The organism is Microvirga sp. BF8 (assembly GCF_059888585.1).
The window spans coordinates 2,827,069-2,840,804 of record NZ_CM187619.1 but is presented as its reverse complement, the minus strand read 5'-3'; the positions used below and the strand labels follow the sequence as shown (position 1 = coordinate 2,840,804).

The window sequence follows — 13,736 nt, the reverse complement described above, 5'->3', positions numbered from 1 at the left end:
CGAACGGTGACGGGGGAGGACGCCTTTGTCCAGTTCCGCGGCCTCTCGCGCCGTGAATAAGTCCTTTCCGGACCTAGCCATTTCACCGCTCTCGGCGCTACGGTGATTCACGAAAAAGGATTGTTTGGGGGATCGACGATGGCTGAAAGTTACCTGCCGAAATATACACTGAAGACCGAAGGCGTCATCATGCCGGACGAGCGCCTGCCCATGGGGCAGACCCTCGTCGTCGGCCTGCAGCATGTGGTCGCCATGTTCGGCGCGACAGTGCTCGCCCCCATCCTCATGGGGTTCGATCCGAACGTATCGATCCTCTTCTCGGGCATCGCCACGCTGCTCTTCTTCCTGGTCGTGGGCGGGCGCGTACCCAGCTATCTCGGGTCGAGCTTTGCCTTCATCGGCCCGGTCCTGGTTGCGACCGGCGCCGCGGTCGGCAGCCCCAATCCCAATATCGGCCTGGCGCTCGGCGGCATCATCGCGGCCGGCGCGCTCTATTTCCTGATCGGCCTCGTCGTCCAGATGGCCGGCCATCGCTGGGTCGAGCGGCTGATGCCGCCGGTCGTGACGGGCGCCATCGTCGCCGCCATCGGCCTTGTCCTGGCTCCGATCGCCATCTCCAGCGCTTCAGGGACGACGCCGGACAATCAGGCGGGCTCCGACTTTGCCCGCTGGATCGCACTCACGACCGTCGTCGCGGTCGGCCTCGTCGCCGTCTATGCGCCGGGCATGTGGCGACGCCTGCCGGTGCTGATCGGCGGCGCCGTCGGCTATCTCGCCTATTATGTCTGCGCCAATGTCCTCGGCATGGGCCAGGCCATCGACTACACGAAAGTCGGCCAGGCCGCGTGGTTCGGAATGCCGACCTTTCACAGCCCGGTCTTCGACATGCGTGCCATGAGCCTGATCGCTCCTGTCGCGCTCATTCTCGTTGCCGAGAACCTCGGTCATATCAAGGCGATCGGTGCCATGACCGGCCGCAATCTCGACCCATATCTCGGGCGCGCCTTCATGGGTGACGGCCTCGCCACCATGCTGTCCGGCTCCTTTGGCGGCACAGGCATGACCACCTACGCCGAGAACATGGGCGTCATGTCGGTGACACGGATCTATTCGACCCTGATCTTCGTGGTCGCCGCCGCCATCGCCCTCGTCCTCGGCCTGTCGCCGAAATTCGGCGCCTTCATCGGCACGATCCCGGGACCGGTGCTCGGTGGCCTGTCGATCGTCGTGTTCGGGCTCATTGCCGCCACGGCCGGACGCATCTGGGTGGAGAACCAGGTGGACTTCTCCAATCCGCGCAACCTGATCACCGTGGCCGTGGCACTGATCCTCGGCGCCGGCAACTTCAAGCTCACGCTCGGCGGCTTCACCCTCGATGGGATCGGGACCGCAACCTTCGGCGCGATCATCCTCTACCATATTCTTCATGCGGGGCAGTCAGCTGCTGCGGAGCGGCCGCAGCCGGCGGAATAGAAGAGGCTTCCCTTTAGGAACACGCTGCGAGAGGCCCGCGTTGGGAAACCAACGCGGGCTTTCCTTTTGAGCCCGGCTGATCCCTGAGCGGCCCCGATCCGGCCGGCCGCGCCCACAATGCGAAGCGGATGACGCCATGAACTCCCAACAGACCACGACCTTGCCACCGCAGACCCAGGACCGGCAGCCGGGTCACGAAACGGAGATGCATCCACGACCCGATTACGAACCACGCTACCCAGGCAGCGGGCGACTGAAGGGAAAGGTCGCCCTGATCACGGGAGGCGACAGCGGCATCGGACGGGCGGTTGCGGTGCTGTTCGCAAGGGAGGGCGCCAATGTCGCGATCGTCTATCTCAACGAGGGCGAGGACGCGCAGGAGACCAGGCGGCTCGTCGAACGCGAAGGGCAGAAGTGCCTTACGGTCGCAGGCGACGTGTGCGAGCCGGATTTTGCCAAAACTGTAGTGGAGCAGGCTGTGAAGCAGTTCGGCCGGCTCGATATCCTGGTGAACAACGCCGCGGAGCAGCACCCGCAGGGAGATATACGAGACATCACGCCGGACCAGCTGGATCGGACCTTCCGCACGAACATCTTCGGCTATTTCTACATGACGCAGGCCGCGATGCCGCATCTTCCGAAGGGAGCCGCCATTATCAATACGACCTCCGTGACCGCCTATCGCGGCAGCCCGGAACTGCTCGATTACAGCGCGACCAAAGGTGCGATTCTCGCCTTTACGCGCTCCCTGGCAAAGAAGCTCGCAGAAAAGGGAATTCGGGTGAACGGGGTCGCGCCAGGTCCGATTTGGACGCCTCTGATTCCCTCGACGTTCCCTGCCGAGAAAGTTGCGAAGTTCGGAGCCGATACACCGCTCAAGCGCCCCGGCCAGCCCAATGAGGTCGCGCCCTGTTACCTTTTCCTCGCCTGCGAGGATGCGTCCTACATCACGGGTTCGGTGCTCCATCCCAATGGTGGTGACCCTACGGAATCCTGAAACAGGAAAGGGCGGCCCCGGGGCCGCCCTGAACTCATGTCCAATCTTTTCGTAAATTCCGGTTCAGCGCCGATCGCGAATTCTGACGGGCACCGGCGCCGGGGCGGGCACGGCCCATACAAAGAACAGCATCAGCGCCGCAAGGGATGCGCCGATCAGGAAGACGACCTCTGCAATCTCCACCTGGGAAGCCCACCCGACCGTAGCCGCAAGGGACGTCAGGATCGTAAAAATAAAGAATGCGCGGAGTGCAATTGAGCGGTTCATCGGGGCAATCTCCCAAGTGTTTTGGGAAACGTGCCTGTTTGTCCTGGGTTCCATACTGTGGGGATCTCCTTCCAATACTTGAACGTGCCAGAACGAAACAGGCAAATGAGTCAGAAAGACGGAACCCCACAGTCGCGCTTCGCGTTGATTGCACATCATCGGCTGCGGCCGATCCATCAGTCAGCGAGGTAACATCATGCTTGGTTGGGCAGTCACGTTTCTGATCATCGCCCTGGTCGCGGCCCTGTTCGGTTTCGGCGGTATCGCCGGCACGGCGGTCGAGATCGCCAAACTCATCTTCTTCGTGGCCATCGTGCTCTTCGCCATCTCGGCCGTCATCGGTCTCTTGCGCGGACGAAACCCACTCTGATCCCGGATCTTTCCGGTCCGTCAAAACGCCGCCCTCAGGGCGGCGTTTTCGTGTCGGCGGAACTGGGTGTGGACCGGTCGTCAACGCACCGGCCGCAGGAAGGCAGGCCGACGTCAGCCGATGCTCTGGAGGGCGGCGCGGGTCATGCTGTCGGGACCCAGGTCCTCGACGTCGTCGACATTGAGCAGGGAGGCGAGGCGAAAGCGCGCCCGGTTGACGCGGCTCTTGATGGTGCCGACGGCACAGCCGCAGATGTTCGCAGCCTCCTCGTAGGAGAAGCCCGAAGCGCCGACGAGCAGCAGCGCCTCGCGCTGGTCGGGCGGCAGCTTTGCCAGAGCAGTACGGAAATCTTCGAAATCCAGGCGGGCTCCCTGCTCGGGCTGAACCCTGAGGCGACTGGCATAGGATCCTTCCGGATCCTCCACCTCACGGCGGCGCTTGCGATACTCCGAATGGAAGAGATTGCGCAGGATCGTGAAGAGCCACGCATTGAGATTGGTGCCACGTTCGAAACGGTGGAGATTGGAGAGGGCCCGGAGCAAGGTGTCCTGGACGAGGTCATCGGCCCGGTCGACCTGACCTGACAATGAAATCGCGAAGGCGCGCAGACTGGGAACGGCAGCGAGAAGAGCGTCTCGGAGAGCCGGCTCCGGAGTCATTTTGTCTTCTCCACGCTGCTTTTCTCAAGCTTCTCGAGGAGATCCTTGAACCGGTCCGGCACGGGCTGCTGGACCAACTCGTCGTACATGGCCCGCAGCTGGTCGCCGATTCGCTTCTGGCTCGTCTTGTCGAGCTGTGGTTCCGATACAAGCTTGTCGTCCAACGACTCCTCCGGAATGACCCGAGCCAGCTTGTTTGCCTTCTCACCTGTCATTGAGGTCCCCTTGCGATACCCAAGGCTGATTGAAGATGGTTAACCTTGGCAGTATCTGTATATTCATTTTCGAGCAATAACGCCGTTTGTCGCCGGGAGTTCCCAAAAATGGAACTTTCTTCCCTCGGTCGAGTTTAATGGTCCGTAGTGAAAACCGAGTCAAAAATTATAAGGGGAAGCGAATGTCGACAGCGCAGCTTGTCGTCCAGCACTTGCCGTATCTTCGCCGTTATGCCCGCGCTCTCACCGGCAGCCAGATGGCCGGCGACGCCTATGTGGCAGCCACTCTCGAAACCCTTGTCAGCGAACCGGACACCATCAGTCCTTCCGGTAACGTCAAGGTAGAACTCTTCCGTGTTTTCACCCGGATCTGGAACTCGCTTTCGGTGAATGGCCGCAGCGAACAGGTGCAGCGGGATCTCCCTGCGGAAGTTCGTCTGGGCCAGATCACGCCGTTGCCACGCCAGGCGTTCCTGCTGTCCTGCCTCGAAGGCTTCGGGGAGGAGGAAGTCGGACAGATCCTCGATACGGACACCAAGACCGTCCGCGATCTCGTCGACGAGGCCGGCCGTGAACTTGCTGCCGATATGGCGACCGACATTCTCATCATCGAGGACGAGCCCCTCATCGCCATGGATCTCGAGGCCCTCGTGGAAGGTCTCGGTCATAACGTCACAGGCGTCGCGCGGACGCGCACCGAGGCGGTCAAACTCGCCTCGACCAAGCGTCCCGGTCTGATCCTCGCCGATATTCAGCTCGCGGACGGCAGCTCTGGCCTCGACGCGGTCAACGATCTCCTCAAGGCCTTCGAAGTGCCGGTGATCTTCATCACCGCCTACCCGGAGCGATTCCTGACAGGCGAGCGTCCCGAGCCGGCCTTCCTCATCGCGAAGCCATTCCAACCTGCGAATGTCTCGGCCGTGATCAGCCAGGCCCTGTTCTTCCAGCAAAGCGCCCGCCGTCGCGAGGTCCGTGCCACGGCCTAACCTCAATCCCCTGTTCTCAAAGTAAATGCCCGGCTTCGCACCGGGCATTTCTTTTGTTCGTTCAGCCATGGAAATAAAAAAGACGGGCTAAAAAGCCCGTCTAAAGGTGCCGGCCAATGCACAAGGGGAATGCGGGGAGGACCAGGAGGCCGGTGCTTCAGTAACGCCGGGGCGCGGTGAAAGGTTCCGCTCATGTTCTTTGGTTTCTGAAAAGTAAATGCGCAGGAACATCGCCGATATGGCCGCGTTGTTCTGCCTGAGTGGCCAAGCTGTCGGGAGAGGAAGATGCGCAACATGCCTGCGATCATGGTTGGAGCCGTAGGAAGCGCGTTCCTTGTCGCGAGCCTTGTATCCGACCTGACCGAGGTGCACCCTTCCTACCCTGCTCTCGATGCAGTTGCGACGAAGGAGAGGACGATTGCTCCGGCAGCGTCCCTTGTTCGCTCCGGCTTCGACGGTCAGATCCTGTTCGGGACCGACTCGGTTGTGAATACGAACTATCTCTCGATGCGCATGAACAAGCCTGTCGTGACCCTCAAGGAGGAGCAGCGGAATTCGGCTTCGAAGCCCGACGTCCGGCGCCACGAGAGCAGGGACGAGCCACAGAAGGAAAAGAAGCGGCGGCTCCAGGTCTTCGGGTGTATGACGTCCGTCAGTCCCCTGGCGCAGGCCTCCGCCGACCAGCATCCGAGCCTGTGCCTGGCTCGGCGCGCCGATGGGCGCTCTCTAGGTTGACCGGCCCTGAGGGCGTGGCAACAGAGGATCGGAGGGTTGCGTGATCCAAAAGGGGCGGGCCCTTGACCGACGTCGCCTGTTTGCCCGGTTCTGGCAGGCCGCGTCGGGTTTCTGGACCGGGGTGAGGCGACACGAGGCCTGGTTTCTCACCCTGACGCTTCTGACGGTCATTCTCGGGCAGCTCTTCGTCCAATACCGGCTGAATGTCTGGAACAGGGACGTGTTCGATGCCCTGGAGAAGAAGGATGTGGGCCTGGTTGGCTGGCTCGCCCTCCTGTTTGTGCCGCTCGCCCTTGCCGCGGTGGCCTTCAATGTGGCTTCGGTCTGGGGGCGTCTCACGACCCAGCGCGCCTGGCGGGCCTGGCTCACGGATTACCAGATCGACCGTTGGCTGAAGAACGGGCGCTATTACCAGCTCAATCTGGTGAAGGGGCAGCACCAGAACCCTGAATTCCGCATCGCCGACGATACCCGCATCGCGACGGAATCGCCGGTCGATTTCGCCTTCGGCGTAACGACCGCCGTTTTGACAGCCGTCACCTTCATCAGCGTGCTCTGGGCGGTCGGCGGCGCCATCTCGTTAGATCTCGGTGGCATGTCCGTCACGATTCCCGGCTACCTCGTGTTCGTTGCCGTGGTCTACTCGATCATCACGACCACGGCGATGATCTTCATCGGTCGCCGGTTCGTCCATGTGGCGGAGAACAAGAACCAGGCCGAGGCCGAGTTTCGCTATGCGGTCACGCGATTGCGTGAGAACGGCGAGAGCATCGCCTTGCTCGGCGGCGAACCGGAGGAGCGCAGCAGCCTCAGCATTGCCCTCGGACATGTGATCGCGCAATGGCGGGAACTGTGCGGGCAATATCTTCGCACCACCGTCGTGTCCTATGGAAATTTCGTTCTGGCGCCCGTCATCCCTCTCATCCTCTGCGCGCCGAAATATCTCGCCGGATCCATGAGCCTCGGCGAAGTCATGCAGGCAGCGACCGCCTTCGTCACTGTCCAGCAATCGTTCAACTGGCTGGTGGAAAATTACCCCAAGCTGGCCGATTGGACTGCTTCCGCAAACCGCGTCGCCGGCTTGATCGTCTCCCTCGACAAGTTGGAGCACGCCGAACGGCCCGGCATTGGACATATCCAGCGCCGGGAAGAGAGCGAGCAGGCGGCGCTCGCGCTTCGGGGGGTCTCGGTGACGCTCGACGATGGAACGGCAGTCGTCGGCGAGACCGAGGTTGCGATCAATTCCGGAGAGCGGGTTCTGGTGGTCGGAGAATCCGGAGCCGGCAAGAGCACTCTTATCCGGGCCATTGCCGGCCTGTGGCCCTGGGGGGAGGGGGAAATCCTGATCAGAAAGGGCGCGAAGCTCTTTTTCATGCCCCAGCGTCCCTATGTCCCCATCGGCACGCTGAAGCACGCGGTGGCCTATCCGAACCCAACCGACAGCCTCACGGACGATGCCGTTGCGGAAGCACTTGAAAGCGCAGGCCTCAGCCACTTGCAGGACCGCATCAACGATGAGGGCGAGCCGTGGGACAGGACCCTTTCGGGCGGCGAGCAGCAGCGCCTGGCATTCGCCCAACTCTTCATCCAGCGGCCCGACATCATCGTCATGGACGAGGCGACCTCCGCCCTTGACCCTGAAACCCAGGATGTCCTGATGGAGCGCATCATCGAGCGCCTTCCCGATGCGGCGATCATCAGCGTGGGGCATCGTCCTGAACTGGAAGCGTTCCACAACCGGCGCCTGGTTCTGGCCCGCCGCGACGAGGGCGCCAGGCTCGTGGCCGACGAAGTCCTGTCACCGTCCACCTTCGCGCTCCGCCGTGCGATCGCGATCCTTTTCCGCAGGCCGTCCCGCGCGTCCAAGGGATAGGTCGCTCCAGCGGACGAAAACAACGGTGGGAACCCATCAGAGCGTGCGGCGGTTGACCCAAATCCGATGTCAGGCTGCTCGCTTGCAGCGAGCGGCATAGTATTTCATTTGTTAAGGAATGCCGTGCCCCGCCAGGAATGGATAAACCTTAGCCATAGTGAAGTTGATTGCAGAAAAACGTCTCACTTTAAGCGCGGTTCGTCGGAACGACAACGTCAAGATTGCGTTAAACCGACACGCGCTCAGGCGTAACATGCGAAATATTCATTCTAGGAGATTCACAATGCTTAAGAAGCATATGGCTGCCTGCCTCTTCGCCACCATCTTCGCGGCGCCTGCTTTCGCTCAGACCTCGACGACTGCGCCGTCCTCCGGAGCGACGGATCGTCCGGCCGCGACGGGCTCCGGTTCCACCACGTCGGGTTCGCCGGCCATGCAGCCTGGCAGCAGCGGTTCGTCCATGAGCTCCTCGAGCACGGCGGGTTCCGCGACGATGTCCCAGGCCGACAAGGGCCAGTTCATGACCCGGATGCAGGCCGATCAGATGATGGCATCCGACCTGATCGGTACGAAGGTTATCAGCGCCAACAATGAATCGATCGGCGACATCAATGACGTGATCGTCGACCGCAATGGTCAGGCCATCGCGGCTGTGGTCGGGGTCGGCGGTTTCCTCGGCATTGGTGAGAAGGACGTGGCGGTTCCGTTCAAGTCGCTGGAATTTGCTACGCGCGAGCAGGTCAACGCCATGAATGCCAGCAAGAGCGGCAGCAACGTTTCGACGACCGGCTCGACCGCAACTGGCACGACCGCAACCGGCACGACCTCAAACAACGCCGTGAATGCTACCGGTTCCACCACCACCGCGGCGGGGACTTCGGCCAGCAGCACCGACAACGAGCCGGAACGGGTGATCCTGCGCATGACCAAGGCCGAGCTTCAGGCTGCCCCGAAGTTCGACAAGAATGCTCATGACGGCAGCGCGACCGGCACGGCTGCTCCGAAGCAGTAATCGACCCGGACGAGGCGTTTCGGAAGGCGGTGCCCGGCGATCGGGCGCCGCCTTTCCCTTGTGCGATGCGCCAGGACCATCAAGAAAAAGGCGCGGTCCGGGGACCGCGCCTCAAAAGGTGCCGGCTCAGGGGGCATTTGAACCGGTTGAGCTGAGAACGCGTTCGATCGGCGACGGTTCCGGGATAATTCCGAAAATTTCGCAAAGACGCCGAAAGGGACGCATTGCCGCAGCAGGAACTGGGCAGAGGCCGGCACGTTTGCCCCATGGATGCGGAGGAAATCCATGACGGCTTCCAACGAACTCGACGCGGTTCTCGCCCAGGAAATGGTTCCGGACGAATTCTGCCGGCTGGCGTCCAGTGCGCCTTATCGCGACAAGCCTCTCGTTGCCTCGATGCTCAGCGGTATCGTCGCGGTGCGCCAGCAGGACGGCGTGATGTGTCCTCTGATGCTCCGGCGGCATCTTCTCGTTCCCCTGTCCCGGTCGAGTATGGCCGGAGAGGCCGGGCGCCACCTCTAATCTCCCGCCTCCCGCAGCGTAGGTTCCATGATCGATATCGAAAGCCAGAAGGCGGCGGACGGGGCTGTCGTCGTTTTGTTGCGCCCGGCCGTCGTCCCGCTTATCGACGCGTTTCGGTCGCTCGAGGTTCTCTCGGCTGGGTATGATGTCCATGTCCTTGACCAGCCGGAGCATGATCTTGCCCAGTTCGTCGCCCATGACGCGGCAAGGGCCATCGTGTCCGACGCCATGCTCCTGGCCTTCGCCTTGGGTCGCCAGCGCACGGAGCCGTTGTTGCACCGGCCCCTGAAATCGCGGCAGGGCAGTCTGGACGAGTACTGTATCCTGACCCTGATCGCAGCATCTCATGATCCTGATTCGGAGCTGGCCTTCGAGGCTGCCGCCGCCCTGAGAATCCTGTCCTTCGACTTCATCCTGTCGCTTGCCAGGGACGTCCTGCGTCAGATTGACCTGGGCCATCTGACGCTTGAGCGGCCGAGTGCCGCGGAGTTTCGAGCTATCGTCGGCGACGGCCAGTTTTTCGACCGGCTCGTCAATCCTCTAGGCGATCCGTCGGGGTTCAGGTTTCAGAGCTAGGGATTTTTCACAGAGGACGAGGGGTTTGCGGGCCCGAGGCGGAGAGCGGGGCAATCCTCGCGGTGAAAACAGTCGATCCGCCGGTCGAGCACAAGAATAGTCGAGCGCAAGAATAAAGGGGCCGTTGAAGGGCCCCTTTAGGTGTGTGAAACAATTTCTGCTATTCCTGGGTGGAGCGGTTGCTTCCGGATGCCTGGCCGCCTTTCCGGCCTGCCTCCGAAGCCAATTCGCGGTCCTGGGAAAACGAGCGCTTTTCGGCCGGGACGCTCTTCCCGCCCTTGCTCGCAATCTCCCGCTGCCGGTCGCCATCCATCGACGCGAAGCCACGCTTCGAAGTCGAACTTCCTGTCGCCATCACAAGCCTCCTAAGCGGTTAACTCTGCCTTGAAAACCACGGGCCTATGGGATGGTTCCGGTTGGTCTTAACAGTTTCTAAGCTTATTTCGACCGCTTCAGCAGCATAGACACGCCGTTCTTGCTTTCGTGAGCTTGGCCTCGACAGCAATATTTTCTTGGTGAAGCGAAAAGTGAATAAATTCGCCTCGTTCGTGCTGCTTCATGAGAGCGCCGACACAGGGAATTTAGCCAATGTGGACTGCGAGATGGCGCTTTCTCGCCTAAAAGCGACAGACTTTCTGGTGCCGAACCTCGGATTTGACCGAAGTCTGCGGCCGCCGGGTGAGGCGAACGACTCTGGACAGGTTGGTGCCAATCTCTTATTGCCTGCCGCTCGCTTAAATGGATTGTCATTGCGCTGAGTTTACTGTCGTATCCTATGACTGATTACGTTCCATCATCGGCGTCGGCGGGCAATCGAGATCCGTTTGATCGTTCTATAGGAATTATTGCTTTTTCTGCGATTGCCGATGACCCCCGCGTCAGGCGCCAAGGCGATGCCTTTTCGAGTGCAGGCTGGGATACCATAGGAATCGGGCTGGCTGACGCCCGATCCTCAGCCCCGGCCTGGCCGGTATTCGCCAGCGCAGATTCGGGCATCGTGAAACCCCTTCCGTCAGAATCGGAGCCTCAGACAGCTGCCGGTCATCGGCTCTTATCCTGGGGTTTCCGCCAAGGAATGCGACGGTTCAAGCAGGCCGAGTATTTGATGGGCACGCAACTCCCACGGGTTTGGCCGAAATACGCTGAACGGCATTTTTGGAAACACCGTCGGGATTCTTCGAGCTTCTATGACCTTGGCACAAGGCATAGGCCATCGATATGGCTCGCCAACGACTGGACTGCTCTTCCGATCGCCCGTCGGTTGGTCCGTGAGCAGGGCGGCATCCTTGTTTATGATACCCATGAACTCGCGGCCGACGAGTACGCACAACGTCTGCGCTGGCAGATTCTTCATCGCCCGGTCACAATGGCGGTGGAGCGACAGGGGCTAAGGGACGCTGCCCTGGTCACCTGCGTCTCTGACGGCATCGCGGACAGGCTCCAGGAGCTCTACGGTTTGAAGGATCGACCGCAGGTCATCCGCAATACTCCCGTCTTCCAGGAGATGCCTTTCCGCCCCACAGGAGAGCGCATCAGAGTTCTTTATCACGGGATCGTCGCTCCAGGTCGCGGTCTTGAGGAATCGATCCTTAGCGTCCCCCTGTGGCGGGAAGAGTTCTGCCTCACCATCCGCGGTCCCGCAGAGGAGAGTTACCGCACGAAACTCGGAGAGCTCATCGCTCGTGCCAATGTTCAGGATCGGGTGGAGCTCACTCCGCCCGTCCCGATGGTAGACTTGGTACTGAGGGCCAATGAGCACGACATCGGGTTGTTTGCCCTCCCGGATCACTCCCGGCACAACCGCTTCGCTCTGCCGAATAAGTTCTTCGAGTACACAATGGCAGGCTTGGCCTTGTGCGTTTCCGATCTCCCGGAAATGTCTCGACTGGTTAAGGAGCATAACCTTGGGCTTCTTTTCAAGGGAATGGAGCCATCGGCCATTGGCTCGGCTATCAATTCTCTCGATCGGACATCGATAGACAATTATAAGCGTCAATCATTGGCGGCAGCTCGGCGTCTAAACTGGCAAAAAGAAAGCGAGAAGCTCGTTTTTCTTTGTTCTCAGCTTCTTGATGCCAGGAGAAGGTCTTAAAGAATGTGCGGATTATTCGGATCGGTCGGCTTTCACCCTGAGCGAATGCGCATTGACCTCATTGCTCACCGCGGGCCGGATGGAGCAGGGTGGGAGGAGTTTGAATCCCCTGCCGGACCGATTGCACTGGGCCACCGTCGGCTCGCCATCATCGACGTCAGCGACGCCGGACTTCAGCCGATGACGGATGATACCGGCAGATACAATCTCGTATTCAATGGAGAGATATACAATTACATAGAACTGCGAGACGAGCTGCGCGCCAAAGGATATGTCTTCAAGTCCAACAGCGACAGTGAGGTTCTGCTCACTGCCTATCGGGAATGGGGCGAATCCTGTCTCGATCGGTTCCTGGGAATGTTTGCATTCCTGATTTGGGATGAACGCGAGAAACGCCTTTTTGCGGCCCGTGACCGGTTTGGGATCAAACCGCTGTACATTGCCGCCAATGACAAGGGAGTCGCGTTCGCATCCGAGATAAAGCAGCTTCTGGGATTGCCTGGCCTCGAAAGCCGTATGAACCTGGCACGGATCAGGGATTTTCTCGCATCCGGCATCAGCAATCATACGCCTGAGACGATGTTCGACGGCGTTGTGCAGCTTCAGGCCGGATGCTGCGTAACCATAGAGGCATCACGGCCGTGGACTGGGCAATGTGCCCCTCGTCGCTGGTACCGAATTCCCGCGCATTCGACTTTGGATATCTCGGAAGCCGAGGCGGCGGATCGCTTTGAGGAGCTCTTGCGTGACTCTGTGAGGATGCATCTACGCTCGGATGTTCCGGTCGGCTCCTGTCTGTCAGGTGGCCTCGACTCCTCTTCTATCGTTGGACTGATGTCGGAAATGCTGACAGAGGAGGGAAAGGGGGCCCGGGTCAATACCGTCTCTGCATGCTACGCAGAGAAGAGCGTCGATGAAAAGCCTTTCATGGAGGCGGTTGTCAGCAAGACCGGCGCAAATCCCCATTATATCTTCCCGCGCGCCGAGGACGTGTTTCAACGTGCGAGCGACATCACGTGGCATCAGGACGAGCCATTCGGCTCCACTTCGATCTTTGCCCAGTGGTGCGTCTTCGAAGAAGCAAAAAGGGCCGGCATCAAGGTCATGCTCGACGGCCAGGGTGCCGACGAGCAACTGGCGGGCTACCACTCGTCCTACGTCTACTATATGTCCGACCTGATTCGACGCCGCGACTATGTTACGCTACTCCGCACAATGGTTGAGCGGGACAGGATCCATGGCGTCTCGTTTTTCGAGCAGTTCAAGCGCTTTATCGGACCGGTTCTACCACCGCAGGTGCGAGGCTTCCTGCTTCGGCAGCGCCAAGTACTGGTAAATCACGACTGGATGGGCTCCGAGGCTCTTCGCCCTCTGAAATCGCAGCCATCTGCCCTTGAAACTGCGGCTCGCGTCAACGGTCTTCCACCTGTGACCGATATCGCGTCTCTTTGTGTGGTGCTCACCTTCGCCTCTAATCTCCAGATGCTTCTGCACTGGGAGGATCGCAACTCGATGGCGCATTCCATTGAGGCACGAGTACCGTTCCTTGACCATCGCTTGGTGGAGTTCAATCTCGCTCTGGGCAACTCCCATAAGATTGTCCGCGCAGATACGAAGCGCGTCCTTCGCCGTGCCATGCGAAATGTGTTGCCGGAAAGCGTCAGGGAACGCCGTGACAAGCTTGGCTTTCAAACCCCGGAGGAAAAATGGTTTCGGGGCCCCCTCAGAGGGCTGATTGAGGAAGGGGTCGAATCAACCCTTAGACGCTACCCGGATCTTTTGGACCCCAAGGGTACCCGCGCCCTTGTCGCGGACATGTTGGACGGGCGCCGCAACGTTGATTTCACCCTTTGGCGGATCGTCAATCTAGGCTTATGGGGAGAAAGGTTCTCTGTTACCTTGTAGCGAACATTGTTGGCGCTTTACCGCACGACCTGATAAAGGTGCGCCGCAGCGAGA

16 protein-coding genes are annotated in these 13,736 nt (G+C 60.4%); 12 read left to right on the top strand and 4 right to left on the bottom strand.

Going from position 1 to position 13,736, the window contains the following annotated elements; all coding sequences use genetic code 11:
• The first annotated feature begins 138 nt into the window (after positions 1 to 138).
• Both AC522E_RS13535 and AC522E_RS13530 read left to right on the top strand, forming a co-directional pair.
• Positions 139 to 1,473: a solute carrier family 23 protein gene (locus AC522E_RS13535; protein WP_500746783.1), complete on the top strand. Its 1,335-nt coding sequence runs from the start codon at positions 139 to 141 to the stop codon at positions 1,471 to 1,473.
• A gap of 136 nt (positions 1,474 to 1,609) precedes the next feature.
• Complete coding sequence (locus AC522E_RS13530; RefSeq protein ID WP_500746782.1) at positions 1,610 to 2,470, top strand: SDR family oxidoreductase; 861 nt, start codon at positions 1,610 to 1,612, stop codon at positions 2,468 to 2,470.
• 63 nt (positions 2,471 to 2,533) lie between these two features.
• Here the strand turns inward: AC522E_RS13530 and AC522E_RS13525 are convergent, their stop codons facing one another.
• Entirely contained in the window at positions 2,534 to 2,737 is a 204-nt protein-coding gene (locus AC522E_RS13525; RefSeq protein ID WP_500746781.1) for a hypothetical protein, read from the bottom strand.
• A 196-nt stretch (positions 2,738 to 2,933) separates the two neighbouring features.
• Between AC522E_RS13525 and AC522E_RS13520 the strand changes: the two genes are divergently transcribed.
• Positions 2,934 to 3,107 (top strand): DUF1328 domain-containing protein, encoded by a 174-nt coding sequence (locus AC522E_RS13520; RefSeq protein ID WP_109596226.1) that lies wholly within the window; start codon positions 2,934 to 2,936, stop codon positions 3,105 to 3,107.
• Between the two features lie 113 nt (positions 3,108 to 3,220).
• On the opposite strand, the gene AC522E_RS13515 is transcribed toward AC522E_RS13520, so the two are convergent.
• Positions 3,221 to 3,766 carry a sigma-70 family RNA polymerase sigma factor gene (locus AC522E_RS13515; RefSeq protein ID WP_500746780.1) on the bottom strand — a complete coding sequence of 182 codons (546 nt, stop codon included), beginning with the start codon at positions 3,764 to 3,766 and terminating at the stop codon, positions 3,221 to 3,223.
• Positions 3,763 to 3,981 carry a NepR family anti-sigma factor gene (locus AC522E_RS13510; RefSeq protein WP_500746779.1) on the bottom strand — a complete coding sequence of 73 codons (219 nt, stop codon included), beginning with the start codon at positions 3,979 to 3,981 and terminating at the stop codon, positions 3,763 to 3,765. Before AC522E_RS13510 ends, AC522E_RS13515 begins: the two co-directional genes overlap by 4 nt.
• A 182-nt stretch (positions 3,982 to 4,163) precedes the next feature.
• Between AC522E_RS13510 and AC522E_RS13505 the strand changes: the two genes are divergently transcribed.
• From AC522E_RS13505 to AC522E_RS13480, 6 genes are all read left to right on the top strand, one after another.
• Complete coding sequence (locus tag AC522E_RS13505) at positions 4,164 to 4,967, top strand: response regulator (RefSeq protein ID WP_500746778.1); 804 nt, start codon at positions 4,164 to 4,166, stop codon at positions 4,965 to 4,967.
• A gap of 285 nt (positions 4,968 to 5,252) precedes the next feature.
• Entirely contained in the window at positions 5,253 to 5,702 is a 450-nt protein-coding gene (locus AC522E_RS13500; RefSeq protein WP_500746777.1) for a hypothetical protein, read from the top strand.
• Between the two features lie 40 nt (positions 5,703 to 5,742).
• Positions 5,743 to 7,575, top strand: coding sequence for an ABC transporter ATP-binding protein/permease (locus AC522E_RS13495; protein ID WP_500746776.1), 1,833 nt, complete (start codon positions 5,743 to 5,745; stop codon positions 7,573 to 7,575).
• A 283-nt stretch (positions 7,576 to 7,858) separates the two neighbouring features.
• Complete coding sequence (locus AC522E_RS13490) at positions 7,859 to 8,587, top strand: PRC-barrel domain-containing protein (protein WP_500746775.1); 729 nt, start codon at positions 7,859 to 7,861, stop codon at positions 8,585 to 8,587.
• A 285-nt stretch (positions 8,588 to 8,872) separates the two neighbouring features.
• Positions 8,873 to 9,109, top strand: a complete 237-nt coding sequence (locus AC522E_RS13485) for a hypothetical protein (RefSeq protein WP_500746774.1) — start codon at positions 8,873 to 8,875, stop codon at positions 9,107 to 9,109.
• Positions 9,110 to 9,136: 27 nt separating this feature from the next.
• Positions 9,137 to 9,685 (top strand): hypothetical protein, encoded by a 549-nt coding sequence (locus AC522E_RS13480; RefSeq protein ID WP_500746773.1) that lies wholly within the window; start codon positions 9,137 to 9,139, stop codon positions 9,683 to 9,685.
• A gap of 160 nt (positions 9,686 to 9,845) precedes the next feature.
• Here AC522E_RS13480 and AC522E_RS13475 read toward each other — a convergent pair whose 3' ends face one another.
• Positions 9,846 to 10,040 (bottom strand): con-10 family general stress protein, encoded by a 195-nt coding sequence (locus AC522E_RS13475; protein WP_500746772.1) that lies wholly within the window; start codon positions 10,038 to 10,040, stop codon positions 9,846 to 9,848.
• A 172-nt stretch (positions 10,041 to 10,212) separates the two neighbouring features.
• On the opposite strand from AC522E_RS13475, the gene AC522E_RS13470 reads away from it, so the two are divergent.
• Genes AC522E_RS13470 through asnB form a run of 3 tightly spaced genes read left to right on the top strand, consistent with a single transcriptional unit; the run spans position 10,213 to position 13,682 of the window.
• On the top strand, positions 10,213 to 10,443 hold the full coding sequence (locus AC522E_RS13470; protein ID WP_500746771.1) for a hypothetical protein: 231 nt from the start codon (positions 10,213 to 10,215) through the stop codon (positions 10,441 to 10,443).
• A 17-nt stretch (positions 10,444 to 10,460) separates the two neighbouring features.
• Positions 10,461 to 11,777 carry a glycosyltransferase gene (locus AC522E_RS13465; protein WP_500746770.1) on the top strand — a complete coding sequence of 439 codons (1,317 nt, stop codon included), beginning with the start codon at positions 10,461 to 10,463 and terminating at the stop codon, positions 11,775 to 11,777.
• 3 nt (positions 11,778 to 11,780) lie between these two features.
• On the top strand, positions 11,781 to 13,682 hold the full coding sequence (gene asnB / locus AC522E_RS13460) for an asparagine synthase (glutamine-hydrolyzing) (RefSeq protein ID WP_500746769.1): 1,902 nt from the start codon (positions 11,781 to 11,783) through the stop codon (positions 13,680 to 13,682).
• Positions 13,683 to 13,736 lie beyond the last annotated feature (54 nt).

Bases quoted from the DNA above. Each gene is read 5' to 3' on its own strand.
- AC522E_RS13500 (WP_500746777.1), top strand. From the start codon at position 5,253: ATGCGCAACATGCCTGCGATCATGGTTGGAGCCGTAGGAAGCGCGTTC.
- AC522E_RS13515 (WP_500746780.1), bottom strand. From the start codon at position 3,766: ATGACTCCGGAGCCGGCTCTCCGAGACGCTCTTCTCGCTGCCGTTCCC.
- AC522E_RS13475 (WP_500746772.1), bottom strand. From the start codon at position 10,040: ATGGCGACAGGAAGTTCGACTTCGAAGCGTGGCTTCGCGTCGATGGAT.
- AC522E_RS13505 (WP_500746778.1), top strand. From the start codon at position 4,164: ATGTCGACAGCGCAGCTTGTCGTCCAGCACTTGCCGTATCTTCGCCGT.
- AC522E_RS13485 (WP_500746774.1), top strand. From the start codon at position 8,873: ATGACGGCTTCCAACGAACTCGACGCGGTTCTCGCCCAGGAAATGGTT.
- AC522E_RS13535 (WP_500746783.1), top strand. From the start codon at position 139: ATGGCTGAAAGTTACCTGCCGAAATATACACTGAAGACCGAAGGCGTC.
- AC522E_RS13525 (WP_500746781.1), bottom strand. From the start codon at position 2,737: ATGAACCGCTCAATTGCACTCCGCGCATTCTTTATTTTTACGATCCTG.
- AC522E_RS13480 (WP_500746773.1), top strand. From the start codon at position 9,137: ATGATCGATATCGAAAGCCAGAAGGCGGCGGACGGGGCTGTCGTCGTT.
- AC522E_RS13510 (WP_500746779.1), bottom strand. From the start codon at position 3,981: ATGACAGGTGAGAAGGCAAACAAGCTGGCTCGGGTCATTCCGGAGGAG.
- AC522E_RS13520 (WP_109596226.1), top strand. From the start codon at position 2,934: ATGCTTGGTTGGGCAGTCACGTTTCTGATCATCGCCCTGGTCGCGGCC.
- asnB (WP_500746769.1), top strand. From the start codon at position 11,781: ATGTGCGGATTATTCGGATCGGTCGGCTTTCACCCTGAGCGAATGCGC.
- AC522E_RS13530 (WP_500746782.1), top strand. From the start codon at position 1,610: ATGAACTCCCAACAGACCACGACCTTGCCACCGCAGACCCAGGACCGG.
- AC522E_RS13490 (WP_500746775.1), top strand. From the start codon at position 7,859: ATGCTTAAGAAGCATATGGCTGCCTGCCTCTTCGCCACCATCTTCGCG.
- AC522E_RS13465 (WP_500746770.1), top strand. From the start codon at position 10,461: ATGACTGATTACGTTCCATCATCGGCGTCGGCGGGCAATCGAGATCCG.